This is a genomic window from Glycomyces lechevalierae (assembly GCF_027622945.1).
In the GTDB taxonomy this organism is placed as follows: domain Bacteria; phylum Actinomycetota; class Actinomycetes; order Mycobacteriales; family Micromonosporaceae; genus Glycomyces; species Glycomyces rutgersensis.
The window spans coordinates 212541-238757 of the sequence record NZ_JAPZVQ010000007.1; the positions used below are offsets into that span (position 1 = coordinate 212541).

22 protein-coding genes are annotated in these 26217 nt (G+C 67.7%); 6 read left to right on the top strand and 16 right to left on the bottom strand.

Annotated elements, in window-relative coordinates; translation table 11 throughout:
- Window position 1 precedes the first annotated feature (1 nt).
- The 4 genes from O2L01_RS13775 to O2L01_RS13790 all read right to left on the bottom strand — a co-directional run bounded on the left by O2L01_RS13775 (window position 2) and on the right by O2L01_RS13790 (window position 3638).
- Window positions 2–895, bottom strand: coding sequence for a fumarylacetoacetate hydrolase family protein (locus O2L01_RS13775; protein ID WP_270122521.1), 894 nt, complete (start codon window positions 893–895; stop codon window positions 2–4).
- A gap of 50 nt (window positions 896–945) precedes the next feature.
- A complete protein-coding gene (locus O2L01_RS13780; protein ID WP_270122522.1) occupies window positions 946–2073 on the bottom strand; it encodes a VOC family protein in 1128 nt (375 codons plus the stop codon).
- Window positions 2074–2315: 242 nt separating this feature from the next.
- Complete coding sequence (locus O2L01_RS13785) at window positions 2316–2624, bottom strand: hypothetical protein (RefSeq protein WP_270122523.1); 309 nt, start codon at window positions 2622–2624, stop codon at window positions 2316–2318.
- A 201-nt stretch (window positions 2625–2825) separates the two neighbouring features.
- Window positions 2826–3638 carry an SDR family NAD(P)-dependent oxidoreductase gene (locus O2L01_RS13790; RefSeq protein WP_270122524.1) on the bottom strand — a complete coding sequence of 271 codons (813 nt, stop codon included), beginning with the start codon at window positions 3636–3638 and terminating at the stop codon, window positions 2826–2828.
- Between the two features lie 164 nt (window positions 3639–3802).
- Between O2L01_RS13790 and O2L01_RS13795 the strand changes: the two genes are divergently transcribed.
- Both O2L01_RS13795 and O2L01_RS13800 read left to right on the top strand, forming a co-directional pair.
- The gene (locus O2L01_RS13795; RefSeq protein ID WP_270122525.1) at window positions 3803–4399 is read left to right on the top strand and encodes a TetR/AcrR family transcriptional regulator; all 597 of its coding nucleotides are present in this window, start codon (window positions 3803–3805) and stop codon (window positions 4397–4399) included.
- Window positions 4400–4568: 169 nt separating this feature from the next.
- Window positions 4569–5555, top strand: a complete 987-nt coding sequence (locus tag O2L01_RS13800; RefSeq protein ID WP_270122526.1) for a LacI family DNA-binding transcriptional regulator — start codon at window positions 4569–4571, stop codon at window positions 5553–5555.
- A gap of 16 nt (window positions 5556–5571) precedes the next feature.
- Here the strand turns inward: O2L01_RS13800 and O2L01_RS13805 are convergent, their stop codons facing one another.
- Both O2L01_RS13805 and O2L01_RS13810 read right to left on the bottom strand, forming a co-directional pair.
- Window positions 5572–7986 (bottom strand): glycoside hydrolase family 2 TIM barrel-domain containing protein, encoded by a 2415-nt coding sequence (locus O2L01_RS13805; protein WP_270122527.1) that lies wholly within the window; start codon window positions 7984–7986, stop codon window positions 5572–5574.
- Between the two features lie 52 nt (window positions 7987–8038).
- Window positions 8039–9514: an MFS transporter gene (locus tag O2L01_RS13810; RefSeq protein WP_270122528.1), complete on the bottom strand. Its 1476-nt coding sequence runs from the start codon at window positions 9512–9514 to the stop codon at window positions 8039–8041.
- Between the two features lie 230 nt (window positions 9515–9744).
- Here O2L01_RS13810 and O2L01_RS13815 point away from each other — a divergent pair, with 230 nt between their 5' ends.
- On the top strand, window positions 9745–10026 hold the full coding sequence (locus O2L01_RS13815; protein WP_270122529.1) for a hypothetical protein: 282 nt from the start codon (window positions 9745–9747) through the stop codon (window positions 10024–10026).
- A 62-nt stretch (window positions 10027–10088) separates the two neighbouring features.
- Here O2L01_RS13815 and O2L01_RS13820 read toward each other — a convergent pair whose 3' ends face one another.
- The 8 genes from O2L01_RS13820 to O2L01_RS13855 form a co-directional block, all read right to left on the bottom strand.
- Complete coding sequence (locus tag O2L01_RS13820) at window positions 10089–11378, bottom strand: RICIN domain-containing protein (protein ID WP_270122530.1); 1290 nt, start codon at window positions 11376–11378, stop codon at window positions 10089–10091.
- 87 nt (window positions 11379–11465) lie between these two features.
- A complete protein-coding gene (locus tag O2L01_RS13825; protein WP_270122531.1) occupies window positions 11466–13145 on the bottom strand; it encodes a type 2 periplasmic-binding domain-containing protein in 1680 nt (559 codons plus the stop codon).
- A 156-nt stretch (window positions 13146–13301) separates the two neighbouring features.
- The gene (locus tag O2L01_RS13830; RefSeq protein WP_270122532.1) at window positions 13302–14111 is read right to left on the bottom strand and encodes a GH12 family glycosyl hydrolase domain-containing protein; all 810 of its coding nucleotides are present in this window, start codon (window positions 14109–14111) and stop codon (window positions 13302–13304) included.
- A gap of 362 nt (window positions 14112–14473) precedes the next feature.
- Window positions 14474–15376 (bottom strand): DUF6807 domain-containing protein, encoded by a 903-nt coding sequence (locus tag O2L01_RS13835; RefSeq protein WP_270122533.1) that lies wholly within the window; start codon window positions 15374–15376, stop codon window positions 14474–14476.
- Window positions 15373–16482: a Gfo/Idh/MocA family protein gene (locus O2L01_RS13840; RefSeq protein WP_270122534.1), complete on the bottom strand. Its 1110-nt coding sequence runs from the start codon at window positions 16480–16482 to the stop codon at window positions 15373–15375. Before O2L01_RS13840 ends, O2L01_RS13835 begins: the two co-directional genes overlap by 4 nt.
- A gap of 27 nt (window positions 16483–16509) precedes the next feature.
- Window positions 16510–17808 (bottom strand): ABC transporter substrate-binding protein, encoded by a 1299-nt coding sequence (locus tag O2L01_RS13845; protein WP_270122535.1) that lies wholly within the window; start codon window positions 17806–17808, stop codon window positions 16510–16512.
- 45 nt (window positions 17809–17853) lie between these two features.
- Complete coding sequence (locus tag O2L01_RS13850) at window positions 17854–18765, bottom strand: carbohydrate ABC transporter permease (RefSeq protein ID WP_270122536.1); 912 nt, start codon at window positions 18763–18765, stop codon at window positions 17854–17856.
- On the bottom strand, window positions 18758–19678 hold the full coding sequence (locus O2L01_RS13855) for a carbohydrate ABC transporter permease (protein ID WP_270122537.1): 921 nt from the start codon (window positions 19676–19678) through the stop codon (window positions 18758–18760). The genes O2L01_RS13850 and O2L01_RS13855 overlap by 8 nt, the downstream gene beginning before the upstream one ends.
- Window positions 19679–19856: 178 nt before the next feature.
- Here O2L01_RS13855 and O2L01_RS13860 point away from each other — a divergent pair, with 178 nt between their 5' ends.
- Window positions 19857–20870, top strand: a complete 1014-nt coding sequence (locus tag O2L01_RS13860; protein WP_270122538.1) for a LacI family DNA-binding transcriptional regulator — start codon at window positions 19857–19859, stop codon at window positions 20868–20870.
- A 12-nt stretch (window positions 20871–20882) separates the two neighbouring features.
- On the opposite strand, the gene O2L01_RS13865 is transcribed toward O2L01_RS13860, so the two are convergent.
- Entirely contained in the window at window positions 20883–22172 is a 1290-nt protein-coding gene (locus O2L01_RS13865; RefSeq protein ID WP_270122539.1) for an SGNH/GDSL hydrolase family protein, read from the bottom strand.
- A 346-nt stretch (window positions 22173–22518) separates the two neighbouring features.
- A complete protein-coding gene (locus O2L01_RS13870) occupies window positions 22519–23547 on the bottom strand; it encodes a LacI family DNA-binding transcriptional regulator (RefSeq protein ID WP_270122540.1) in 1029 nt (342 codons plus the stop codon).
- 106 nt (window positions 23548–23653) lie between these two features.
- On the opposite strand from O2L01_RS13870, the gene O2L01_RS13875 reads away from it, so the two are divergent.
- Together O2L01_RS13875 and O2L01_RS13880 are read left to right on the top strand one after the other, a co-directional pair.
- Window positions 23654–24727, top strand: a complete 1074-nt coding sequence (locus O2L01_RS13875; RefSeq protein ID WP_270122541.1) for a LacI family DNA-binding transcriptional regulator — start codon at window positions 23654–23656, stop codon at window positions 24725–24727.
- A gap of 210 nt (window positions 24728–24937) precedes the next feature.
- Complete coding sequence (locus O2L01_RS13880; RefSeq protein WP_270122542.1) at window positions 24938–26197, top strand: family 16 glycosylhydrolase; 1260 nt, start codon at window positions 24938–24940, stop codon at window positions 26195–26197.
- The last annotated feature ends 20 nt before the right edge of the window (window positions 26198–26217 follow it).

Consider the following 26217-nt stretch of genomic DNA (forward strand, 5'->3'; position numbering starts at 1 on the left):
CTCACCTGACCGTGTTCCGATGGACGCCGAGGTCCAGCTTGCCGTCGTCGGTGCGGATGGCGGCCTCGACGTGGTCGCCGGGCTTGAGGTAGGCGTCGCTCTTCGCCTGACCTTTGACGAACAGCTCCCACCGCTTCTCCTCGGGCAGGAGCGCGCTGATGCGCTGCACGAGCCGGCCGGGAGGCTGGAGGGCGACGCCGCCGGGCGTCCCGGTAAGCAGGAGGTCGCCGACGTCGAGCCGTTCGAGCCCGGACCACTCGGTCAGGGTCGCGGCCGGGCCGAAGGCCATGTCCCCGGCGAGCGCGTCCTGGCGGGTCTCGCCGTTCACCGACAGCGTCAGGCGCAGCTCGCGCCAGCGGCCGACCTCGTCGGGATCGGGGACGCACAGGTACGGCCCGACCGGGCAGAACCCGCGATAGCTCTTTCCCTTGTACCACTGTCCTTGCGGCAGTTGAATATCGCGGGCACTGACATCATTGGCGACGACGAACGCCCCGATGTAGTCGGACAGGTCCTCGTCGGTCACGGTGACGGGACCGGTGATCGCTTTGCCGAGGACGATGCCGAGCTCGACCTCGTAGTCGAGCAGCTGCACATGCGTGGGACGGACGATGTCGGCGTACGGTCCGGCCAGCGACGCCGTCGACTTGGTGAACAGCATGTTGAAGGCACGTTCGGGGTCCATGCCGGACTCGACCATGTGCGAGCGGTAGTTCGCGCCCTGGCACAGGATGCGAGCATCGGGAACCGGATGCAGCAGCCGCAATCCGCTCAGGGGCACCCGGTGTGCTGCAGGATTCACGAGCAGGCGGCGCGCGAGCTCGGTGCCTTCGCCGAGCACCTCGGCGGTGGTGGCGAATTCGTCGGGCAACGGCAGGACGTCCGCGTCGTTCACGACACCCCATGCTGCGCCTCGGCCTTCGACATATCGGACCAGATTCAGGCTCATCGTGTGGCCACCTTCAGCAGACCGACCAGTCGTCGGATATCGAATTCGTTGTCGTCGTCTCGCAGTGCGGCGACGAGGTCGCGGACCATGTGTGCGGAGGGCTTGGCCCCCAGAAAGTTCGCGGTGACCGAGGGTCCCCACTGTGCGAGGCCGCTGGCCGACATCTGCGTCCAGCCGACCTCGACGGTGTCGTCGAACATGTCGCCGTCGGCGAAGTGCTCGACCATCACCGAGTCCGGGTCCCGCCAGTAGTCGAAGATCTGGCTGCCCTGGATGTGTCGGCCGATGCCCCAAGCCCGGTTGTAGCCGCGGTCCTTGAGGTACTCGCCGCCGGTCGCCACGGCGTCGAGGTCGGCGACTTGGTACGCCGAGTGCACGTAGCGTCGGCTCGGCCCCAGGTGCATCGCGAGCGTGTGGTGGTCGGCCGGTGTCGCTCCGCGGTCGCAACGGATGAACGCCATGGTCGCGCCGCGGTCGCGCTGGCCGGGGAAGAAGAGGAAGTCCGAGACGATGAGGCCCAGGTGCTCCTGGTACCAGTCCAGCGTGCGGTTGAACTTCGGCGTCTCGAGGACGACGTGCCCGAGCCGCTCGACCCAGGCGGGCTCGCGCGTCGGCCGCTGGGGGGCGTTGACGCGCCTGACCTGCCCGAAGTTCAGTTCCAGCGGCGCGCGGTGCTGCAGCTCCGGGAGTTGCTCGACCTCGGCGACTACCTGGAGCCTCATGCCAGACGGGTCGTCGAGCCGCACCATCGTGCCGCCGCCGGGAGCCAGTCGCTCCTCGACGCTCGCTCCGGTCGCCCGCGCGAGCCGGTGCAGGTCGGCGGTCGACGCCGCGCGGAACGCGGGTCCGAGGAATCGCGAGGCGAGGCCTTTGCGGATGATCATGCACTGCGAGCCGCCGAGCGTGCCCCGCAGGTGCAGCTCGGCGTCGTCACGGTAGGCCGTGATGAGCCCGAAGTCGTGGGCGAAACGCTCCGCCGCGTCCAGGTCGGGCTTCTCGAACTCAAGCCATGCCAAGTCCTCGACCTTGATCGTCGGGTTCTTCGCCCGATCCGGGCGGTCTTCTCGTAGGGGGCCCTGCTCACTGTGCAGGTCCTCGTGCGCCGTCTTCGGCATCGAAGCCATTTCTGATCACCTCCGCATAACTGATGACATTATCAGTTTATGTGCCGACGAGGATTGCCGCAACCACCACTTCTGATCAACCGATCACTTCTTTGCGACGACGCTCGGCGCTCAGGCTGCTGGCGCGGCTCCGCTCAGTGCGAGTGCCCGTGCTGCGGCGTTGCAGGGGCAGGGCCTGAAGCGCCTGCGCCGTGGGCAGGTGTGCACCGGGGTCGTCGACATCGGCGGCTTCACCGCAATGATCAAGACCACGCGACGGTCTGCTCGCGGAGCTGTTGCAGTGCAGCCGGGTCGAATGCCGCCTCGGCCTTTTGACGGGCGTATTCGCGTACCAGGTCATGGAACCGGTAGCGGCCCGGCCGGTACTCGCCGATGCGGTGCGCGGCCACAAGGTTCGCCAGGAGCCGTTCGGCCGCTTCGGGTTCCCACGTGACGAGCGCGCAGGCGAGGCCCTTGGAGAAGTCCGTGCCCGGCAGGCACGCGAGCTTGAGGTACAGCAGCTCCTCTTCGGGTTCGAGCGCCTGATAGGACAGGTCGAACGCGGCGGCCACGGTCGTCGTGGGGTCGTCCTCGACGGTCGGATCGACTGGGACTTTTAGAGCGTGTCTCAGTTGGCGAGTTTCTTGAAGCAGGTGATGGCCCCCTCAAGAGCGAGGAACGCGGCGAACAGCGGCCTCAAGCCGGGAGACGACAAGCGGGCCAGAGGGAAACCTCCTGGCCCGCTTCGGTTGTGGCTGCTCGCTCTTCGGCGACTACTTCGGGTCGGCAGAGCGCGCGGTCTTCTCCCATTCGCGCCAGGTGGCGAGACGCTGCCCATGGGCGGCGATGACCATGTCGAAGCCCTGCGAGGCGAGGATCAGCCGCAGCGGCGGCTCCTCGGCGTCGACGATCGCGAACACGGCCTCGACGCTGTCCTCCGCGGTGGGGCTGGCGACGGCACCCCACTCGGCCATCGCATCACGCAGCGGCTGGTATAGCGGGTTCGGCTCGGAGCGACGCGCCGAGGAGCCGGCCCAGTCGGTGTCGAAACCGGACGGTTCGATCAGCGTGGCCTTGATGCCGAAGGGCGCGACCTCTGCGGCCAGCGCCTCGGTGAAGGCTTCGAGGCCCCATTTCGAGGCGTTGTACAGGCCCAGACCCGGGAAGGCGGTCACGCCGCCGATGCTGGAGACCTGCACGATGTGGCCGGCGCCCTGCTCGCGCAGCAGGGGGATCGCGGCCTGGGTGATCCAGAGGGCGCCGAAGAAGTTGGTCTCCATCTGGGCTCGGGCCTCTGCTTCGGTGGTCTCCTCGATGGTGCCGAAGAGGCCCCAGCCGGCGTTGTTGACCACCACGTCGAGTCGGCCGAAATGCCGGTGCGCGGCTTCGACGGCGGCGATGCCGGAGGCGCGGTCGTCGACGTCGAGCCGGATCGGGAGGACGGCTTCGCCGTAGCGGTCGACCAGGTCGTCGAGCGCACTGGCATCGCGTGCGGTGGCGGCGACCCGGTCACCGCGTTCCAGGGCGGCGGCGGTCCAGGTGCGGCCGAAACCGCGGGAAGCGCCGGTGATGAACCACGTCTTCAACGTTGGGGTCCTCTCGTTCGTCCGGCACGGGGCCGGATCGGGGCGGCGTCGCGGTCGTGCGGCGCCATCAATGAGTTCATCCTACGCCATACATGTCTCACTGTGCCAACTCAGGCTCGCTGTGCTTTAAACAACTCTTCGTGTCGAGCGGGTATCGTGGTGGCATGGACGAGGCGAAGGTCGATCTGCGCGAGCGCACACGCAACGCCGTACGCGCCCAATTGGCGGAGGCGGCACTGCGCCTGTTCGTGGAGCAGGGCTTCGAGGAGACGACGGTCGAGCAGATCGCGGTCGAGACCGGGCTGTCCCGCCGGAGTTTCCACCGCTACTTCTCAGGCAAGGAGGACGTGCTCGGGCAGTGGAACGAGGCGATGGGCCGGCAAATCGCCGCCGCGTTGTCCGCCCGTCCGGCCGACGAGCCCGCATGGCTCGCCCTGCGTCGCGGCTTCGACGACCTGGTGCAGCAGCTGGGCACCGGGCCGATGCCGCTGGACATCACCCGCATGACCCTCAACACCCCCGCACTGCATGCCACGCACCTGCACAAGCACGCGCTCTGGCGGGACGCGCTCGCCGACGTCCTCCAAGAACGCCTGGCCGAGAACGGCCGGGGACCCGCCCGCATCTCCGCCATCGCTCTCGCCGGAGCGGCTCTGGCCGGCCTCGACTCCGCCCTGACGCAATGGGTCGCCGAGGGCAACGAGCAGCCGCTCGGCGAACTGCTGGACCAGGCCATGAACGCCATCGCACCGCTGACTTGAGACCCCGTCGCGGCGGTCGCGGCCTACGCCGAGAGCACCGCCGCCGCTTGACGGCGCGGGTCCGCGGACACTCGGATCTCCTCAGACATGCTCAGCACGAAGCATGCCCCCCTGAGCAGTGCGACCAGCCCGCTTGGGTCGGCGGCGGCGCGTCGATCAGAATGGTGGGATGACGTCTGAGCCTGTCTTGGAGAAGCCGGCCACTGCCGCCGACGTGGCTCGCCTGGCCGGGGTCTCACGGTCGACGGTGAGCTTCATCCTCAACGGCAAGCTCGACCGCTTCCCCGATGAGACGCGTCGGCGAGTGCTCGAAGCCGCCGAGCGGCTGCGTTACCGGCCTTCGTCCGCAGGGCGGTCGCTCGTGAGCGGACGCAGTGACACCGTCATCGTGCTCCTCCCGAACACGACGTTCGGGAGCAACCTGCAAGACGCCGTGGACCGCGTCGTGGAGCACTCCGACACCTTCGGCGGCAACGTGGTCGTCCGCTTCGCCAGCACGACCATCGACGCGACACTGGACGCCGTACGGGCACTACGACCCTTGGCCGTCGTCGACTTCGGCGTACTCGGTGCCGAGGATCGGGAGAACGTCGAGAAGACCGGCGTGATCGTCGTGTCGTCACTGCGGCGCGGCGACGGGCAGCCCGATGGGGGCATCGGTGAGATCCAGGCCGATGCGCTGCTGCGCCGGGGTCCGCGCCGGCTCTGGTTCGCGTCCCTCTCTGACAACCGCATTGACGCCTACGGACCCCATCGGTTCAAGGCGCTGCAGCGCTTCTGCGAGCAACGCGGCCTGGAGCCGCCGCGCTCGGTCTCCGTGCCGCTCACGGTCGAGGGCGGTGCGGCGGCACTGCGAGAGGTCCTCGAGGTCGGCGGCCCGGCGGGGATCGCCTGCTACAACGACGATGTGGGAATGGCGCTGCTCGCCGGTGCACGGCGTGAAGGCGTGCATGTGCCCGAGATGGTCTCCCTGGTCGGTGTCGACAACACGCCGATGAGCGCACTGAGCGCGCCGACCCTGTCGACGATCGACACCGGCTTTCCGGCGATGGTCGACCTGCTGTCGATCCAGCTCGAACGCCGGCTCGGCCGTGACGTGGACGCCGCAGCCGAGCCGGTGCACCGCTTCACGCTCGTGGAACGGGAGAGCTCCTAAACCCTTGCTGCGGGCGTCATTCGACTGAGAGGTGCACCAAGCGGTCTGCAAGACCTTCGGCACTGACGGTGACCGCCACGGGGCCGATCCCGGTCGGCCGAATGATCGCCTGAACTCGTCCGCGATATGTCGAGTGCTTCCCTTGGTCGAACCGCTCGATGTTGTCGGGTCGACCGCTGCCGACCGCCGCGAGCGCCGCGCCCTCGACCGTCACGGAGACGGTCCGATCGGCGTCGGTCACGAGGGTTCCGGCGCCGTCGCGCAACTCGATGTCCAGGTAGGCGAGATCGCCGTCGTCGGCTCGGATGGTGTCGCGGTCGACGGTGACCGAAAGGTCGGCGTCACCCGCGCTCGATCGCAGCGCGAACCGCTCGGCGCGCTGCCCGCCCCGCACGGCGAACGCCTCGATGGTTCCGGGCTCGTACAGCAGGTCGAATACGGCCTGGAAGCGGTGGTCCCGCCCCGCCGGGAGCGTGCCGAGCGAGCGGCCGTTGATCACCAGCTCCACTTCCTCCGCGTCGCTGTAGACCTCGGCGCGCATGTCGGTCCCGGCTTCGACCGCCCAGTCCCAGCTGGCGATGCTCTCGCTCCAGGCCCACTGTCCGGGCCGGGTGGCGCGGCCCACGGCCGAGGGGTCGATGACCGCGATGTACGGCTCGGTGCGCAGGCCGAAGACGATCTCACGGTAGTAGGACGCCGGTCGGCGGTGGCCGGTCAGGTCGAGGTCGCCGCACCAGGCGGTGAGCCAGGGGAACGGCGCCTCGAACGCGGACGGCTCGTCGAGGAACTGGTTGCGCCCGATGCCGACTTCGCCGAGGTAGTCCCATCCAGTCCAGGTGAAGTCGCCGAGGACGTTGGCGTGCTTGCGGACCAGAGCCCAGTTGACGTCGATGTGCGGTGGGAAGGTCTCGGTGCCGATGATGACGCGGTTGGGGAAGAGCTCGCTGTCCATTTCGTACCGGGCGTCGCCGTAGTTCATGCCCGCTGCGTCGAGCAGTGCGTAGGACTCGGCGGTGCGCTCGGTGACGATGGTCGAGGTGTTGACACGGTTGAGCATGTCGCCGGCGCCCATGGCGTCGTTGACTCCGCCGTCGCCACCGGGCGCGCTGCGCTGCTGCATCATCGGCAGCAGGGTCTTGAGGGTGGAGACGAAACCGTTCACGCCGTTGGTGATGAACCGGGTGTCGTCGAGTTCGCGGATCTTCTCGGCGAGACGCCGGCCCCATTCAGAGCCGAGCGGGTGGCCGGATTCGGGGATCTCATTGCCGATCGAGTAGAAGATGACGCTGGGGTGGTTGCGGTTCTTGGTCACGAATGCCTCGATGTCGCGTTCCCACCATTCGGGAAAGGACAGCGAGTAGTCGAAGTTCGATTTGCTCTCGGTCCAGATGTCGAAGGCCTCGTCCATGACGAGCATGCCGACACGGTCGCACGCGTCAAGCAGGGCCGAGCTGGCCGGATTGTGCGAGCTGCGGATCGCATTGAAGCCCGCAGCCTTCAGCAGCTCGATCTTTCGCTCCTCCGCGCGGGCGAAGGCCGCCGCCCCGAGCAGCCCGTTGTCGTGGTGGATGCATGCCCCACGCAGCTTCGTCGGCACGCCGTTGATGCGCAGGCCGTGCACGGGGTCGAGCTGCAGGCGTCGGATGCCGACGCTGGTGCGACGCTCGTCGAGCACCGCCCCGTCCTGCTCGAGCCGGACGCTGGCGCTGTAGAGATGAGGCGTGTCGACGTTCCAGAGCTTCGGATCCGGGACGAGGAGCCGCTGCCTGGCGATCCCGGTGGTACCGGCGCGCACGGTGATCGGTGCACTCGTGCCAGCGATGACCGTGCCTGCAGGGTCCCGCAGTTCTGTCCGCACCGTGACCGTCTCGGCGGCGAGGCCGCGGTGGTCAACGGGCACCGCGATCTCGACGATCGCGCGTTCGGCGTCGATGTCCGGAGTGGCGACGCGGGGCCCGTCGAGGCCGATCCGGATCAGCTCGGTCACGATGAGGGTCGACTCGCGGTACAGGCCCGCCCCTGTGTACCAGCGGGAGTCGTCATGCGCCCGCACCTCCACCGTGATGGTGTTCTGCTCGCCGTAGCGGAGGTGGTCGTCGAGCGGCACGGTGAAGGCGGAATAGCCGAACGGGCATTGCCCGGCGAAGGCGTCGTTGAGGTAGACCATCGCGTCGCGGTGTGCCCCTTGGAATTCGATGGCCACCCGCTTGGTTCGGTACGACTCCGGCACGTCGAAGGTCTTCGAGTATTCGTAGGCGGCGCTCGGGAAGTAGGCGGTCTTGCCGGGGTTGGCCGCCGACCGCTCCTCTGCGAAGAGGGCGTCATGGGGCAGGGTGATCTCCTCTGCTGCCTCAGCGGGGCGGCCGAGCTGCGCGAAGAGACTCGTTTTGGGACGCACCGTCCAGTGACGGTTGAAGGAATGGCGAGTCATGCGGGTGCTTTCTGGTTGCGGGCGTGTTGGATCGGGTCGCAGTCAGGACGGCTCAGTCTTGGGCCGCCGGGGTGGCGCCGGCGCGGCGCGCGATGAGGTCCTCGGTCATCCCCGGCTGGAAGCGGTCGAGATTGAGGAAGACGACCACCACGAACTGCAGCACGTAGACGATGAGCGGCACCCCGAGGTAGAGGAAGACCTCCATATCGACCGCGGTTTGCGGCTGCACGGCGGCGGTGCCGTCGTACTGCGCGAACGCCAGGAGCCAGCCGATGAGTGCGGCGCCGACGCCGGCGCCGAGGTTCTGGCCCGCGGTCGCCGCGGAGTACGTCATCCCGTCGATGCGCACGCCGGTCTTCCACTCGCCGTAGTCGACGATGTCGGCGATGAGCGCGAAGAGCGCGGCGGAGACCGGGATCGTGCCGATCGCCCGGATCACGGCGCCCGCGATCACTACGTTGAAGTCGGTCGGGTCGATCAGTGCGATCAGCAGGCCAACCACCGCCACTGCCGAGCCGACGAGGAACGGCAGCCGCTTACCGAATCGCGCGGTTATGGCGGGCATGAACCACATGCCGATGAGCAGCGGTCCGATGCCGGCCAGGCTGAAGAAGCCGTAGAGGCCGGCGTCGCCGAGCACGTCGCGGGCGAAGTAGATCCCGGCACCACCGACACCGGCGGCCAGGTTCTGGGTGAGGAACAAGGCGAAACCGAGGTAGAAGTAGGGATTCTTCAACAGGATGAGGAGCAGCTCACGGACCGGGCGGGCGGCGCTGTGGTCGCTTGCCACCGTGGTGGTCACGCGCTCCTTCGTGCCGAGGAACACGACGATGAAGGTGATCGCGGCGACCGCGCCGTAGATCGTCACGACCGTCGTCCAGCCGTCCTGTCCGCCGCCGAACCGCGCGATCAGCGGGATCGTGAAGAAGTTGACGAGCAATGTCGCCGTGAGGGCGGCGAATGTGCGCATCACCGTCAGGCTGACCCGTGTCTTGCCGTCGGAGGTGATCACTGAGAGCAGCGTGTGATAGGCGAGGTTGGACCCGGTGTAGCCGATCGCCAGGCACAGGAAGTAGAAGACGAACGCGTAGATCTCCTTGCCGGTCGAGCTCAGCCCGGCCGGCACGTTGAAGAGGCCGATGAACGCCAGCACGACGACCGGGGTGCTCAAGAGCACCCAGGGGCGGGCCTTGCCCCAGCGGGTCCTCGTCTTGTCGATCATGGTGCCGATGACGAGGTCCATCGTGCCGTCGAGAACGCGTCCGAGCAGGATGATCGTGCCGGCGATCGCCGCACCGATGCCGACGGTGTCCGTGAAGTAGAACAGCACGAACGACGACACGGCCGCGAAGATCAGGTTGCCGCCGATGTCGCCGACACTGTAGGCGAGCCGCTCCCCCATGCGTACGGGCGTCTCGGCGACGTGGACGGGCGGGGACTCCAGCGGCTTGCCGTCCGCCGGGAGGGAAGTGCCGACCGCCGCGCGGGCTACGGCAACGGGGGCCTCGGATTCTTGGGGGGATGCCACATTGACTCCTTCGTCAAATTCGGCCAGGGCTCTCGGGTACTAAACCGTCAAGATCTTCATCCCTGGTCAACACGTGTGACTAATTCTAGTAACACGTGTGACTTACTTATACTCGGGGTCATCCCGTGTCGAGCGGGGCCCGCGGGCGCGGCCACCGAGTGTTCGCAGCACATTGAGCTCGGCCCGGCCTCGACGAGCACATCGGCAGCGAACACCTCGTCCCTTCGGACATGGACGATGCCGCGAAGCGGGCGGCGCCCGAGATCTGCGCGGCGTTCGCCGCCGCAGGCTTGAACATGGACGACTGGTCGAAACCAACTGCACTGAAACAAGGACGGGCGTTGAAAATCCAAAACAGACCTTCGATGACACTGGACGGCCTTCGGGAGCGGTCAGGCCTGCTCGTCGGCGCTTCGGTGTCCGCAGCGGCCGCGGTCCTCGCGGCATGCATCACGGGATCGGGCGCAGCCGAAGCAGATAGGCAGGTGCGAACTGCGTCGCCGTCCCACTGAAGACACGTCTGGACGGCCGGACCGTGGTCCGGCCGTCAAGGGGGCCGACCGCCTGACCGGCCTCAGGTAGCTTGGCGGGTGAAGCGCTGGTTGGCGCCACCGCTGTACGTGTACTGCGAGATCCGCGCGCCGTCTGCAGTGGACCATCCCCAGACGTCCATGGCGAGGCCGGACTGGCGGTTGATGATGCTGACGACGCCGCCGCCGTGGTCGGTCAGGCGCCAGTGCTGGCTTGTGGCGCCGGTGTCGGCCTGCTGGGTGATGTCGGCGCCGTTCGCGTTGCCAGCCGCTTGAAGGACCAGCCCGGAGTGGCGGGCCTTGATCTTGAAATGGCCCTCGCCCGCGTCGACGAACTCGAACTCCTGGTTGGTCCGGCCCGTGCCCGACCACTGGTGCAGCAGCGCCCCCGCACTGGTCGAGACTCCGTTGATGTCGGCGTACTTCCCGCTGTGCTGCGCGATGAGCCGGAAGGCACCCGACCCGCCTGACGTCTCGCCCAGCACGGCCTCCCACTTGGTGCCGGAGCCGGCAGCGTCGATCGGCAGGCGGTCCCTGGCCGCGGTGTCGCCGTACAACGTCCAGCGCGCCCAGTTGGCGACGGTCTTCCTGAAGCGCTGGTCGTCCCAGAAGCTCGTGTGGCTACCGCCGACGAAGGTGAGGAACGCCTTCGGCCAGGTGATCTCGTTGTAGGCCTGCCGGCCTGATGAGTACGCGGTCGTCGAGTCCTGGTCGCCGTGCACGAACAGGACCTTGGCGTTGACCGATCTGGACGGGGTGCCCATGTCGAGGCACGACTGCGGGTTGGCCGAGACGATGCGGCTGTCGGGCCAGGTGGTGAGCAGGCCGTGGGTGGTCATGCCGCCCATCGAGTGGCCGCAGGCGCCCACGCCGATGTCGGTGCGGATGTGTCCGGCGAGCGGCCCGCTGGTGTTGAGCGCGAGGGTGTTCGTGAGGGCCTGGGAGACGTCGCGGGACGTGTTGCCGCTGTTGACGTCGTCCAGGGTGTGCTGGAAGTGCGGGGACGGGACGATGAACCCCGCCGAGGCGAGTCCCGGGGCGAATGTGGAGTTCGCCGGGTTGCCGCCCAGGCCGTGGGTGTAGGCGTAGACGGGGAAGACGCCGTCGGCGACCGGCGCGTTCGCGACCGGGGTGCCACCGGCGGTGCCGGTGGCCGGGTAGTAGACGTAGGTCGTGACCGGGCGCGTGCCGCGGTACCAGTCGTACCGGCGCACGCCCACGGCGAACGGATTGGCAGGGGCGGGTTCGGCGCTCGCTTGGGCGGTGCCGAGCAGGGACGCGCCCGCGCCGAAGACACCGGCCGCGCCCAGGTTCAGGAACGTTCGTCGTTGCATTGCCATGAGGACTCCTTTTCGGAGGAATAGCGGCCGAGGGGGAGCGGTCTCATCCGATCGGCGGTGCCGCCGCTCCCCCGCCTTCGCTTACTCGCCGTTGACGATCTTGTAGGCGTCGGTGAACGGCGCTCGCGCGGCTTCGCCGCCGTTGGTCAGGAAGGTCTCGACCATGGCCGGGATGTCCGCGATCTCGGAGCGCCCGTAGACCACGTCGGCCTCCTGGTCCTTCAGCGTCTGCGACGCCGAGATGAAGTCAGCGGGAGCTTCGACGCGGATGCCTTCGAAGAGGTCCTTCTCGAGGTAGTCCAGCACCGAGGCGTCGTAGTCGAACCGCTGTTGGACGAGCACCGGGTCACCGGTGTGGAACAGCTGGACCTTGCCGGAGATGCCGTAGTAGCCGCCGATGGTCGCACTGCCGTGGTCGGTCGTCCGCGGGACGCCCTCGGCGTCGAACTCGAAGTGCTCGCCCTCGATGCCGTAGTCGAGCAGCTGGTTCTCGATCGTGCCGAACGGAGCGGCGCAGAAATTGGCGACGTCGAGGATCTCCTCGACCTGCGCCGCGGAGAGACTCTTGCTGAGGAAGAGCCAGCCCTCGACGTCGGCCGTGCCGAACACCACCGGGGTCCTTCCGCCCGCGGCCACGGGGCCGAGCGGGACGACGGCGCCCTCGATCTCGCCTCTGGTGACGGCGCCGCTGAAGTCACCCCAATAGGACATGCCGTCCTGGTGGAACAGGGTCGTTCCCGCCTTGTGCAGCTCCTTGGGATCCAGCGAGGCCGTGGGGGCGTCAGGGTGGATGAGCTTCTCATCCCAGACGGTGCGCCGGAATTCGAGCCATTCGGTGTACTCGGGGCGTTCGCAGTTGTGGACGAGCTTCCCGTCGATCCAGGCCCAGCCGTTGCCGGAGGCCAGGCCGAACCACTGGGGGGTGAGGTAGTCGAGTCCGTAGAAAGCCCATCTGCCGGCCGCGTCGTCGGACCAGGTGCGGGCGACCTCGAGCACTTCATCCACTGTGGTGGGAACGGCCAGGTCCGCCGCCTCGAGCAGGTCGGTGCGGACGTACATGCCGTTCTGCGGGCCGCCGGCCAGACTGCCGGGGATGCCGTAGAGGCGGGCGCTCTCGGGGTCCTCGGGGTCGCTCGACCAGACCGATTTGCCCCAGGCCTCTGTGGCCCGGCCGGCGAGCAGGGGCCAGCGCTCGGAGATGTCGCCGGTGAGGATGTCGGTCAGGTCGTAGAACCGGTTGACGACGGTCTCCCGAAAGTTGGGGTGGGCGCCGAGCATCCAGCTGAACATGTGGATGCCGTCGCCGAACTCGCCGGCCTGGAGCCACTGGTTCGAGGTCTCGGCGTAGGTGTTGCCGTCCGCGTGCGCCAGTTCGATGACCGTGCCGCCCCATGCTTCTTGAACCGCGGCGAAGTAGGAGTCGTCGCTGGGAGGGGGTGTGCCCCAGGTCGGAACGGTGATCCGGTAGGCGCCGGCGTTCGCGGGGGGCTCGGGGATGGCCTGGGCCGGCTCGGGGTAGGCGGTGAATCCGGATCGGTGGTTCGGGGGTTCGCCCACGAGGTCGGGTTCGACCGGGAGCGGCCATTCCTTGTACTGCGGCAGGAAGTCGAACCCTTCGGTGACCTGGGTGCTGCCTTCGCTGCTCTGGATGTCGCTGCACGCGGCGATGAGGGGGAGACCGGCGGCGCCGGCCGCGCCGAGGCCGGCGGCCTTGAGTAGTGATCGGCGTCGGAAGATCGACCCGTTTGAGGGAGTGGCCACGTCGCTGTCCTTTCGGTGGAACTGCGTTCGAGGGAATGCTCGAATGAGCGGGAGTTCGCGGTGAAGTGAGCGGCCATCGTGGCGATGGCCGCTCGTTCGTCGCATGGGTACATTTGGGCCGGCTCGCTGAGTGCTTGCGGCCCAAGGCGGCCGGCGCTATCGCACGTCGACCCAGTAGCTGCTGGTGTTGAGCTGGCCCTTGCCGGTGAAGACCTCGGTGCCGGCCTGGACGCTGGTGAGGTACTTGCTGTTGCTGAGCCATCCCCGGTTCACGAGGTTGCCCGTGAAGTCGCGCAGGTCGACGTTCACGGAGGTGGTGTTCGAGGTGCGGACGAAGGAGAACACGTTCCAGCCGACGCCGTTCCCCGCGTCGATCCAGCCGCGGTACAGGTCCCAGGTGCCGCCGGCGAGGGTGACGGTGGCCTGCCTGGTGCCGGCCGGACCGGCCCCGCCGATCTTGTAGGGCCAGATCATGATCTCGTCGGTCGGGTTGTTGGACCAGTCGGGATTCGACTGGGGGTGCAGCCACAGGTCGTAGGCGACGTTCATCGTGCCCGACGCGTTCACGCTGTAGTTCCAGCTCGTCGCGACACTGCGGTTGTCGCTGAGCCGCACCGGCAGTTCGGTGCCAGGACGCTGCCAGCCCCAGTGCCAGCCGAGGACCGAGCTGGAGAAGCTCTTGACCGAGTAGGACGACCCGCTCCACTCCCAGGAAGTGCCCCATCCGATGGTGTCGCCGGACTGCCAGTTGTTCCATGTGCACTGCCAGCCGGTGCCGGAGCCGTTGCCCCACAGGTTGTTGGTCACGTAGTACTTGCCCATGGCGATGGTCTCGCCCTTGTTGCAGGTGCTCGCGGCTTGGGCCGGCGTGGCCGTGACGAGCGTCGACGCCAGGGCGATGCAGAACGCGGCGACGATGCCGAGCAGCAGGCGTTTTGCAGGCGCCCTTCGGGTTTCGGGGGGCATCTCAGGTCCTTTCGTGGCGGTGCCGTCGGACCGGGAGCGGTCGCGGACGAGCAATTTGTTTGGTCAACTCCCAAAACTACGTTATATCGTAACACTCAACTCCGTCAATGTCCTTGATGGAAGAGTTTTACGAGTTCAAGGCTGAAATAGGGCAAGGTCGTGCCCAAGCCCGCAGGGCCACCGATCGACATGGAACCCGATCCGAAAAATCACCCCTACGGAATCAGGGCACGACAATGTACGCTCCTACCTGGGGATTCATACAGACCATCGAATCCGCTCAGGCGGCAGCGCACCTACTCGTCTGGAAGCAGAAAGTTTATCGATACAATCACAAGCCTCCTCACCTCATGGCGATTCGATCAAAGCGACTTGCGCACCGCCTCCGCCAGTTCCTGCGCCGCGTCGGCGTCCGCATCGGCGATGCCCACGCCATAGCGGAACCCGACCGACGCACCACTGGGAACGGTCAGCTCCTCGCTGAAGAACGGCGCGGGATTGAGGCACGCGAACTCCTCGCTGCGGGCGAACCACTGCGGCGGATGGTGCGGGTTCGCGGCGTAGTCGACCATGACCACCAGCGAGGTGGCGTCGATGTCGTCGTGGCGTCCGGCGAAGCCCATCCACTCGTGGCGCTGACCGCGCATGTCGTTGCCGGAACCGGAGCCTTCGGCCGTGACGAGCAGGCCGCCGGTGAACGCGCGCGGCCCACGCCAGAACAGGCCGCCGTAGCCGGCGTTCTCACGACCCTTCGTGGTCGGCGAGCCGATCGCGATATCCGCGCCTGAGACGTTGCGGAGCTCGGTTTCGAAGGTCAGCATCCAGGCCTCGGTCGAGAGCAGACGTGCGCTCAGCGCTCGGCGCTCGGTGAGCCACGGGGCCCCGCCCTGAGTGTTCCAGTCCAGTTCGTGGACCAGTTCGGCAGTCCCGTCGACCTGCTCCATGCGGGTGAACCGCCGATGCAGCTGCGTGCCGTTGTTCTCCAACTGCACGTAGAACCGGCCGTGGACGTAGGTCGGGCCGCCCCAGAAGTTCTCCTCCCCCACGTGCGGCAGCGACAGGGCGATGCCCTTGTGCCACACGTGGTCCCAGGGCCGGAACAGGCTCACCAGGCGCCCGGAGCGAGTGCGGATCGGGTGCAGGTACGGCTTGGGCGACTCCAGTTGCGGGGAGTCCGGCCGGTAGACGTAGCGGAACAGGTCCGTCTCGCCGTCGCTGACGGTCACCGCGCTCTCGATGTCGTGGCGGATGTGGAGGTGGCTCATCCGAAAGTCTCCTTGATCGGCGCCCACGGAACGGCGCCGCCGTCCATGCTGCGATTGAACGGATCCGAGCCGGTGATCTCGCCGGCCGAGACGGGGCGGCCCTGGAAGGCCGAGGCGTAGGTGGCCGCGGCGAACTCCAGCGTCCGGCGGGCCTCGGCGAGGGAGACACCCGGCGCGGTCCCGGCCGCGATCGCGTCGAGTACCGACTCGATCTGGAGGCGGTGGCCGCTCTCGGGGTCGTCGGCACCGGCCGCGCTCCAAAGGTCGGCGAGCTCCCCGTGTCCGGGCGCGGGCGTGAAGCGCCAGTCCGCCTCCCGGTAGCCGTAGAGGTGCTCGAGTTCGACGGTGGCGTGCTCGAAGTCGAACCGGAGCCGGGAGGTCTCCCGCGGCGACACGACCGAGTTCACCACTGTGGCCATGGCACCGTTGTCGAAGCGCGCCAGCGCCATCGAGACGTCCTCCGTGTTCGTGGGCCGGGACAGCCGGGCGGCCATCGCCGTGACCTCGGTCCACGGGCCGAGGATCGACAGGAGCAGGTCGAACTGGTGGATGCCGTGGCCCATCGTCGGCCCCCCGCCCTCGACCTCCCATCGCCCCCGCCAGGGGATGTCGAAGTAGGCGTCGTCCCGGTACCAGAGCGTCTCGCAGGTCGCTACCAGTGGCCGACCGAGCGCCCCGGAGGCGACCAGTCGCCGTAGCCGGATCGCGGCCGGACCGTACCGGTGCTGGAACACTGTCAGCACCGGCGTCCCGGTTTCGGCCTCGACCTCGACGAGCTCGTCCATCTCGGCCAGACTCAGCGCAGTCGGCTTCTCGACCAGCGCGGGCACCCCGGCGCGCATGGCCGCGATCGCCAGCGGCACATGGGTTCCCGGCGGCGTGCAGATGTGCACCAGGTCGATCCGCTCCTGCTTCAGCATGGTCTCGGCGTCGCCGTATACGGCGGGAACCGGGAATCGGCCGGTGAACGCCTCGGCGCTGGCCGGGTCGATCTCGGCCACGGCCGCCAGATCGGCGCCCAGTTCGGTCAGGGCGTGGGCGTGCGCGTGGGCGATCCCGCCGGTGCCGATGATGCCGCAGCGGAGCGGGGGTCTGGGGACAGGCATGATGCTCTTCTCTACTCGGACAGCGTCCTAGGCGGCGGCGTCGATTTCGGACTTGAGTTCGTCGATGAACGCTTCGGCCGCGTCCTGCGGAGTGCGCTCGCCGAACATGACCTCCTGCGTGTAGCGCTGGATCATCGGGTCGAAGCCGCTGCCGCCGGGCGGGGTGACCACCACGGCGGGCCCTGCGACAGCGGATTCGATGTAGTCCACGGCCAGTTTCCCGCCCTCGTCGAGGTCGGCCGCGACGTGCTCGCGCATGGCGGGGTTGGCCGGAATGCCGCGCTCGGTGCCGAGGATGTCGGCGGCGGCCTCGTGGTTCACGAGGAAGTCGATCAGGGTCGCAGCCTCGGCCGGGTGGTCACTCTGCGAGGAGATCGCCCAGTACATCGACGGCTTGATGAAGTTCGCGGCGGCCTCGACGTTGCCGGGCAGCTGGAGCAGCCTCAGGTCGGCGCCGCTGGCGGCGAGCAGCGGCGTGATCTGCGTGTTGTAGCCGAAGCCCATGGCGATCTTGCCGGTGGCCAGGCTGCCGCCTTCGATGCCGGCGCTCTGGCTCTCGACGGATTGGGCGGCGCTCTCGATCCCGCCGCTCGCGGCCAGGCCCAGGTTGTACTCCCATAGCGAGGCCAGCACCGCCGGGTCGAGAGTGACGTCGCCGTTCTCGCCGTAGAGCTCGTTGCCGTGCAGGCGCGCCCAGTAGCGGATGCTGCCCGCGTCGGTGCCGCCGGTGAGGCCGGAGCCGTTGATGGCCCCGCCGCTCTTCTCGGTGAGTTCGTTGGCGATCGCGGCGTAGTCGTCCCAGGTCCAGGTGGTGTCGTCGGGCAGGTCGACGCCGTACTGGGCGAAGAGGTCGGCGTTGACCACGCTCGCGAGCATGCCCGCGCCGATCGGGATCGCGTACTGCGCACCGTCGATCTGCCCGGTCTCGAGGGTCGCCGCCTCGAATGCCGAAGTGTCGAGGAAGTCGCTCGTGTCGGCCAGGTCGAGCAGGGTGCCCCTGTCGCCGTAGGAGGCGAGATAGAGCTCGTCCATCTGGATCACGTCGGGCGAGTCGTTCGCGGCGGTGGTGGTCGCGAGGGCGTCCCAGTAGCCGTTCCAGTCCTTGAACTCGCCCTTGACGGTGATGTTCGGGTGTTCTTTCTGGAACGCGGCGATGGCCTGTTCGGTCAGTTCGGCGCGGGTGTCCGCGCCCCACCACGTCATGCGGATGGTGACCGGTTCGTCGCTCAGTTCGACGTCGCCGCCGCCGCCGGTGCCGCACGCGGCCAGGCCGGGCAGGGCCACGGCGGAGGCGCCGAGACCTTTGAGGATGAGTCTGCGTTGCATGGCATTGCTCCTTTGTGAAGGGTTGTGATGAAGGGTTGCGGCGGTTCACTTGCCGCCGGTGGTGGCGATGCCCCTGAGCAGGAATCGCTGCCCGAACAGGAACACCAGGAAGATCGGGACGAGTGAGACCACGCTCATGGCGAGTGCGGCGCCCCAGTTCGTGCCGGACTGGGCGTCGACGAAGGCGCGCAGCGCCAGCGGGACGGTGTAGATGTCCGGGTCGGTCAGGTAGATCAGCTGGGAGAAGAAGTCGTTCCAGGTCCAGATGAAGGTGAAGATCGCGGTGGTGGCGAGCGCGGGCACCATGAGCGGCAGGATGATCTGGGCGAAGATCCGCGGATGCCCAGCGCCGTCGATACGCGCGGCCTCGTCGAGTTCGATGGGGACGCCGCGGATGAACTGGACCATCAGGAACACGAAGAACGCGTCGGTGGCCAGTAGCTTCGGCACGATCAGGGGCAGGAAGGTGTTGACCCAGCCGAGCTGGGCGAACAGCACGTACTGCGGGACGATGATGACGTGGATCGGCAGCATGATCGTGAGCAGCATGATCGCGAACCACCACCGTTTGGCGGTGAACTCCAGGCGGGCGAAGGCGTAGGCCGCCATCGAACAGGAGACCAGGTTCCCCACGATCGCGCCGAGGACGACGATGGAGGAGTTGATCAGGTAGACGCTGAACGGGTCGGCGAAGGCGTTCCAGCCCTCGGCGTAGTTCCCGGTCTCCAGGTCGTTCAGCAGCAGGCTGGGGTCTCTGAAGATGACGTCGTTGGGCCGCAGCGAGCTGACGACCATCCACAGCACCGGGTAGAGCATCACCAGCGCGCACAAGATCAGCAAGGCGTGCTTGATGATCGAGCGGACCGGTCGGAATCCGCTCCGGGCCCGTCGCGGCGGGGCCGATGCCGGTCCGAGCCGCCCGGCCGCGGGGGTGGTCTTGGCGAAGGTGTCAGTCATTGTAGAAGACCCAATACTTCGAAGCCCAGAAGTTGACCGCGGTGAACGCGCCGACGATGAGCAGCAGCAGCCAGGCCAGGGCCGAGGCGTAGCCCATGTCGAAGTTCCCGAACCCGCGCTGGTACAGGTACAGCGTGTAGAACAGGGTGGAGTCCGCCGGACCGCCGGTGCCCCCGGAGACGATGAACGCCTGGGTGAACGACTGGAACGCGTGGATGATCTGGAGGACCAGGTTGAAGAAGATGATCGGCGTCAAGAGCGGCAGCGTCACCGACACGAACTGGCGCCAGCGGCTCGCGCCGTCGACCGAGGCCGCCTCGTAGTACATGCGCGGGATCTGCCGCAGCCCGGCCAGGAAGATCACCATCGGCGAGCCGAACGTCCAGACGTTCAGGGTGATCAGCGTGCCCAGGGCCGTCTCGGGCTCGGAGATCCAACCGCGCCCCTCGACCCCGAACAGGGCGAGGCCGTCGTTGAACAGGCCGTCGGCGCCGAACACCATGCGCCATAGGACGGCGATCGCGACGCTGGCGCCCAGCAGCGAGGGCAGGTAGAACATCGAGCGGTAGAACGCCAGGCCCCGCACGCCGCGGTCCAGCACTATGGCCAGGCCCAGCGCGAGTCCCAGCTGGACCGGGACGGACACCAGGACGTAGGTGAACGTGACGCCGAGCGACTGGTGCAGTCGCGCATCGCCGAGCATCCGGCTGAAGTTCTCCAGCCCGTTGAACTCTGCCGGCTGCAGCAGGTTGTAGTCGGTGAAGCTCAGGACCAGGGAGGCGACCATCGGGCCGAGCGTGATCGCGAACAGGCCTAGGAACCACGGCAGCAGGAACCAGAACGCCACTTTGTTCTGCCGCTTGGCGGTCGAGCCGCGGCCGCCCAGATTGCGCAGTTCAGTGGTGGCGCTCATGGCCCCGCCTCCAGCAGGCACGCGGTGCCCGTGCTGCGGGCGGGATCGGGGACCGGCATCGGCGCTCCTTTGCGTCAGGAAATAGTGATCGTTCACTATTTGCGGATCAGCCTAAGATAGTGAACGATCACCCGTGTGTCAAGATGATCATCGGAATCAGCGAGAGGAACCCGAACGGATGACCGAGCGCTCCACCGAATCGAGACGACCGACGATCAAGGAGGTCGCGCGCCTGGCCGGCGTCTCCCACCAGACCGTCTCCCGTTACCTGCGTTCCAGGAACGGCCTGAAGCCGGACACGCTCTCGCGCATCGACGCGGCCGTCAACGAACTGAACTACCGCCCGAACCTGGTCGCCAGATCGATGCGGACGCGCCGGACCGGTCGCCTGGCGGTCCTGCTTCCGACGATGCTCTACAACCCCGCGCGGATGCTCCACGGCGCGACCGAGGCCGCCCACGAAGCGGGCTTCTCCGTCGAGGCGGTCAGCGTCATCGGCGACACCGAGGCCAGGACCGAGCGAATGCTCGAGATCGCCGGCACCGGGCAGGTCGAGGGCGTTCTGGCGCTCGCCCCGATCTCCCCTGGGGTCGGAGACCAACTGCCGCAAGGAGGGACGATCGTCGTCGCGGCCGACTTCGACGACCAGATGCGCGGCATCGGCGAACTCGCCGACGCCTCACCGCTGGTCGCCGTCATGGAGCGTCTGGTCGAGTACGGGCACCGCCGGTTCTTCCATGTGGCTGGGAATCTGCAGTTCGCCTCGGCACGGGCCAGGAAGGCCGCCTACCTCGAGACGGTCGAGCGGCTCGGACTCGAGTCCGCCGGCGTCGTCGACGGCGACTGGTCGGGCAAGTCCGGATACGACGCGGTGCACTCGCTATCGGACGAGCAGATGCCCACCGCCGTCGTCGCGGCCAACGACATCGTGGCATCGGGGGCGATCCGCGCCTTGATCGAGCGCGGTCTGGACGTTCCCGGCGACGTCAGCGTCACCGGTTGGGACAACAACGAAGCGTGCCAGTATCTGCCGCCGGGCCTGACCAGCGTCGAGCTCAACCTCGAGGGCTTGGGCCGCAACGCCATGCTGAGCCTGGTCAAAGCGATCTCCGGTCGCGAACTCGAACCCGCCCCGCGCCCGCTGCAGCACGTGGTCTGGCGCGAATCGACCGGCCCGGCGCCGCGCCGCTGACCGCCCGGGCACTCAGGCTCCCGAATTCCGTTCCGTCGCAACCCCGGCGAGATCGGCCAGTCGCATGGTGAGCACAGGGACGTAGAACTCGGTCATGCCTGCGATGTTCGGATGCGTGCCCGTGCCACCGGTGCCCGGGAACCCGCCGACAAGACCGTCGAACGTGTAGGCGACACGGTGACTTTCGATGCGGGTGTCGAGTGTCGTGTCGGCGAAGACGTCGGCGACGGCCACGCCCCACTTCTCGGCGGCCTCCAAGGTCACCGCCCGCAGGGCGAGCTGGGTCTCCCAGTCACGCGAGCCCAACTTGTGGACGGGGACGTAGACCAGGCGAGCGGTCGGCCACTTCTGCTTCATCGCGTGGATGGTCGTCTCGAACGATCCGGCGAAGGTACCGGTGTCGAAGCTGCCGGGGTCGTAGGAGTCGCCGACGGCGCCGATCTCGTAACCGTCCAGTTCATGGAGCGTGAGCGCATCGTTCGTGCCGCCGTCGAAGACGACGAAGTCAGGCGCCTGCGAGCTCGCCGCCCGGACCTGGGTGAGGATCTTCCCGGTGGAGGGACCCGACACCGGCCCCACGGTCGCACCGTTCACCGCGTACTTGGTCAGCACCATGCCTTCGCGTTCGGCCACCAGGTTCACGAACCCCCGCGAGTAGCTGTGGCCGTAGACGATGCTGTCGCCGAAGGCGTAGACCGACGATCCGGCCAAAGCCCCTTCGGCGGCGTGGTCCGGCCGGGCGAGCCGGAAGTTGTCGATCGACTGCACCCCGGTCCCGTAGTAGTTGCAGGCCACGAACTTCGCGAGGCGCTCACCCGTGATGGCCCCGGTACCGGAGGCCATCACTCGCGGCGACGCCTCTTTGGTGGCGATCGAGTACTGGACCCGGCCGAGGGTGAAGTCTATGTGCAGGTCGACGGTGTACCACTTGGTGCGGTCGAAGCCGGTTTTGATCCAGGTCGGATTGAGGGAGTCGGGCGCAGTGGCCGAACTCGAGTCGGGACCGGTGAGGCCGTAACGGAGTTGCGAACCGGTCGCCGCGATCGCGAAGACGAGGCGTCCCAAGTCGTCGCGGAACTCCAAGCCGGTCTTCATCCCGTCGGATGCGATCGAGGTCTTCCAGTCGAATCGCAGATCAAGTGTCTTCTCGCTCATGATCGACGGGTCGAACCGGCTGACCGATGTCGTGTAGTTGCGCATGTTCTCCGTGACTTTCAAGACGCCGCCGCCAATACTGGCCCCGGCCGGAAAGCCGAAGTTCGCGGGCACGGTCTGGGCGCCGAAGCGCTCATCGATCAGCACCGTGCTCAAGGTATCGGCAGCTGCCGCCGTGTGCGGAGCGAACAGGAGCGAGAGGAGCAGGGCACCGGCGGCGAGCAGCCTGACCTGTGTTCGCGGCCGAGAAGCGGCTCCGCGCTTGGCGATGGGCACTTCGGTCTCCCTTGGCGAGATGTCGCTGTCGGCCGCGAGCGCAAGGAGCGAGCAGCACCCCGACGACGATCCGGCTATGGACTCGAACCATGATGACAACGGTTCCAGAACCTGTCAAGCTGCAGCGCTTTGCAACCGGGATTGGCGTTCTCATACGGAGGAGGACCTCGCCCCCGTGGCTCCACCACCGGTTTTCCCCTTAGGAGTCTCCCGCAGCTCAGCGGTCTTCGACCTGCTCCAGCATCGTGCTGGCCCTGACGATGAGTCGCCCGGGCAGCACCACGTCTGCTGGGACATCGGGAGTGAGGGACATTTCCAGAGCCGCCCTCCCGGCCTCCTCGAAGGGGAGTGCCACGGTGGTTAGCGCTGGAGTGACATCACGCGCGAGCGGGATGTCGTCGACTCCGGACACAGCGATGCCGGTCGGCAGATCGATGCCCAAACGCCTGAACTCGTTCAATGCGCCGATCGCGAGGACGTCGTTGCCCGCGAGCACGAGGTCCGGATGCGGGCGCAGCCGCGAGAGCCGGCCTGCCGCTTCCCTGCCGCCGTCCCGGCTGAGCTCACAGTGCTCGACGACCACTGAGCCCGGGTCGAAGCCCCGCTCGGACAATCCCCGCAGGAACCCTTCGGCACGGCAGTCGAGCGCCGGGTGCCCCGGAGTGGTCAATACGGCGGCACGGCGCCGACCCAGCCCGCCCATATGGCGGCCGACGGCCCTCCCGGATTCGAAGTCGTCGAAGCGGACCGCCGGAAACGGCGTGTCGTGTTCGCCGATGAAGACGACACCGCAGCCGTCCTCCCGGAATCGCTCGAGCTGAGGAAGGATCTGCTCCTTCGGCACATCGGCGAAGCTCGCGCTCGTCACGACCAGTGCACGGGGGCGCAAGGCGCGCAGCACCTCAAGCGCCGTCAGGTGCGCGGCAGTGCCGCTGCCGGCCCCGGTGATGCTGACCAGCGCGCCGCGCTCCCGGGCCGCCGCCTCCATTCCGGCGGCGATCGCGGCGACGGACGCAGTCCTCGGATCGCTCGCCAGCAGCACGACCGCCGTCCGCCGCCCCCGCAGCGCCCGAGCCGCCTGATTCGAGACGTAGCCGAGGGATTCCGCCACTGCGAGGACGCGCGCCGAGAGCCGCTCGCTCACGCGGAGATCACCGCCGTTGAGCACTCGGGACGCAGTCGAGGGCGAAACGCCGGCCGCCTGGGCGACGTCGCGCAGTGTCGCCCGCTGATACAAACGCCGCATCCATCCTCCAATGTCGAACGCGCACCCGCAAGCTCCCGCCGGCATCGGCGAGCGATCGAGAACGGGGCGGCGCACCCTGGGATGCGCACAGTGCCAGGATGGCACTGTGACCACCGACCCTGCCACCGACGACCGGTCCCCCAGCGCACCGACCCGACCGTCGGCGGCCACGCTCCGCGATGTCGCCGAGGCCGCCGGGGTCTCCAAGGCCTCAGCCTCCCGTGCTCTCGACCCGGCCTCCCAGTACGTGTCGTCAAGCACGCGTGCGCGCGTCCTGGACGCCGCCGAGCGCCTGGGCTACCGGCCGAACGCGTCCGCTCGGGCCACGACCACCGGCGCGACCGCGATGGTGGCTGTGCTTGTCTCCGACATCCGCGACCCTTACAACGCCGAGATCGTGCACGGAGTGATCGAGCAGGCGGGCGTCTCCGGACTCGTGGCCACCTTCGCCGGGACCGACCACGCCATCGACGACGAGATCCGGGTCGTGCGCATGATGCGCAGTCTCAGGCCGCACGCCATGATCCTGACCGGCACCCGCAGCGGCTCGACCGTCTCACGGACATCCCTTGAGGCGGAACTCGAGCGCTACACGCAGGAGGGGGGCCGGGTCGTGGTCGCCGGAGACGACGAGCTGCCCTTCGACACCGTCGTCGTCCCCCGCCGACGAGGTGCGTCGGCACTCGTCGCCGAACTGTTCCGCCTCGGCTACCGGTCGCCCGCCCTGATCCGGCCCGACCGCGATTCGGCGGCCGCACGCCAGTGGGAGGACGGTGTCCTCGAGGCCGCCGACCGACTGGGAATGCGGATCGAGCGCGGCGACACCGTGCGCGCGCCCATGACCCGTGACGGTGGGTACGATGCTGCCGCGCGCCTCCTCGCAAGGCGGCCCGAACACCTCGACGTGGTCCTCGCCGCCACTGACGCGATGGCCATCGGGGCGATGACCGCGATGCGCGACGCGGGCCTGGCTCCGGGTGCCGGGATCGGCGTCGCCGGGTTCGACGATGTCGTCGGCGCCGAGGACGTCACCCCGGATCTGACCAGTGTGGATCTTGCTCTGGCGCGTGTGGGCGCCGCCGCGGTGGAACTCGCATTGACCGGGCCCGGCGATCACCGAAGGATCGAATTCGAGCCTCGGGTCGTCGTTCGGGGCACCACCCCCGCCCGCCTTGGCTGACACCGCATCGGCGATGTGCGCGTTATGAAACCGTAATCTAAATATCGACACATGTAAATTGACAGATTCTGGAACCGTTGTCATTCTGATTCTGAAGTTCCACGGCGATCGCTGCGCGTCTCCGACAGCCCTGCCCGGCGTCGGCGGCAAGGGCGCTTCGCTCACTGCTTGCACCTTCCCTATGCAGGACATCCTCCGAAGGAGACCCTCATGGCTTTCGATCCCAAACGCGTCAAACTCGCCCGCCGCGGCCTATTCGCGGGCGGCGGCGCCCTCGCCTTGTCGGCGTTCCTGGAAGCCTCCGCGTCCGCCGCGGAGATGCCTCCGAACCCGCTTGAAAAGACGGGGTGGATCCTCGACCGGCACGACGAGTTCGACACCGGCAGCCTGGACGGGAACCTGTGGATCCCGAGATACCTGGAATCTCGGACCACCGTCGAACGATCGACCGCGCGATACGGGTTCCGCAACGACGCCCTCGTGCTCCGCATCGACGACGACCAGCCCACCTACTACAGCGGCAACCCCATGAAAGTCTCGAGCGTCCAAACCGGCCAGCGGACGAACCTGCACAAGGACAACGAGTTCGACCACTCGATCCCCACCGACATGAAGTACACGCCCCAGTACGGCTACTTCGAGGTGCGTGCGAAGAGCTCCGCAAGGAGCGGCATCCACACCGCGTTCTGGCTGACCGGCCGACAGGACGCATGGGAGCAGCGCGGAGAAGTCGACGTCGTCGAGCACGCAGGCATCCATGGGAAGAGCAAGTTCAACTGGAACCTCTTCAGTTGGTCGGACCCGAACCTCTCCACTCACACAGAGCAGGTCGGCGTCGGCTTCGACATGACCACAGAAATGCACATCTACGCCCTCGAGTGGACGCCGACCCAGTTCAAGCTCTACATCGACAACGTCCTGACCAGGACCATCAACCAGTCCTTCACCTATCCGGCCGTCTTCTACCTGGGCATTTACGAGCACGCCGACTGGACCGGAACGGTCGACCCCAACGACACCCGGCCGAAGGAACTGGTCGTCGACTACTTCCGCGCCTACAAGCCGGCCGCCAACGCCGCCGATCCCCGCAGCGGCCAGACCTACCGACTCCGCAACGTCTCGACCGGGCTGTACCTCGACTCCGGCGCCGCCGGCGCGGTCGCCCTCGAGGCGGGCAGCACCTACGACGACCAGCTTTGGACGCTCACCGAGCAGCAGCAGGGTTACTGGACGATCGACAACGTCAGGACAGGCCGCGGATACCTCGACACCGACCCGGACGGCAAGGTCATCTGGGGCGACGCCCGCGTCGGCGATGACACGCTCTGGGCGGTCACACCGGTCTCCGGCGGATTCCGGATCGACAACAAGCAGAGCGGTCGCGGCTTCCTCTACGGATCGGGCACCTCGGTCATGTGGAACGCCGGAACGGCGGACGCTAACACCGTCTGGGCACTCGAACGGAGGTAGCTCATCTCCTCTGAGCGCGA

What these genes read in the sequence shown, in the direction of transcription:
- O2L01_RS13860 (WP_270122538.1), top strand. Translation starts at nt 19,857, where the DNA reads ATGACCGAGCGCTCCACCGAATCGAGACGACCGACGATCAAGGAGGTC.
- O2L01_RS13870 (WP_270122540.1), bottom strand. Translation starts at nt 23,547, where the DNA reads ATGCGGCGTTTGTATCAGCGGGCGACACTGCGCGACGTCGCCCAGGCG.
- O2L01_RS13855 (WP_270122537.1), bottom strand. Translation starts at nt 19,678, where the DNA reads ATGAGCGCCACCACTGAACTGCGCAATCTGGGCGGCCGCGGCTCGACC.
- O2L01_RS13815 (WP_270122529.1), top strand. Translation starts at nt 9,745, where the DNA reads ATGGACGATGCCGCGAAGCGGGCGGCGCCCGAGATCTGCGCGGCGTTC.
- O2L01_RS13835 (WP_270122533.1), bottom strand. Translation starts at nt 15,376, where the DNA reads ATGAGCCACCTCCACATCCGCCACGACATCGAGAGCGCGGTGACCGTC.
- O2L01_RS13805 (WP_270122527.1), bottom strand. Translation starts at nt 7,986, where the DNA reads ATGACTCGCCATTCCTTCAACCGTCACTGGACGGTGCGTCCCAAAACG.
- O2L01_RS13830 (WP_270122532.1), bottom strand. Translation starts at nt 14,111, where the DNA reads ATGCCCCCCGAAACCCGAAGGGCGCCTGCAAAACGCCTGCTGCTCGGC.
- O2L01_RS13820 (WP_270122530.1), bottom strand. Translation starts at nt 11,378, where the DNA reads ATGCAACGACGAACGTTCCTGAACCTGGGCGCGGCCGGTGTCTTCGGC.
- O2L01_RS13795 (WP_270122525.1), top strand. Translation starts at nt 3,803, where the DNA reads ATGGACGAGGCGAAGGTCGATCTGCGCGAGCGCACACGCAACGCCGTA.
- O2L01_RS13880 (WP_270122542.1), top strand. Translation starts at nt 24,938, where the DNA reads ATGGCTTTCGATCCCAAACGCGTCAAACTCGCCCGCCGCGGCCTATTC.
- O2L01_RS13780 (WP_270122522.1), bottom strand. Translation starts at nt 2,073, where the DNA reads ATGGCTTCGATGCCGAAGACGGCGCACGAGGACCTGCACAGTGAGCAG.
- O2L01_RS13850 (WP_270122536.1), bottom strand. Translation starts at nt 18,765, where the DNA reads ATGACTGACACCTTCGCCAAGACCACCCCCGCGGCCGGGCGGCTCGGA.
- O2L01_RS13845 (WP_270122535.1), bottom strand. Translation starts at nt 17,808, where the DNA reads ATGCAACGCAGACTCATCCTCAAAGGTCTCGGCGCCTCCGCCGTGGCC.
- O2L01_RS13800 (WP_270122526.1), top strand. Translation starts at nt 4,569, where the DNA reads ATGACGTCTGAGCCTGTCTTGGAGAAGCCGGCCACTGCCGCCGACGTG.
- O2L01_RS13840 (WP_270122534.1), bottom strand. Translation starts at nt 16,482, where the DNA reads ATGCCTGTCCCCAGACCCCCGCTCCGCTGCGGCATCATCGGCACCGGC.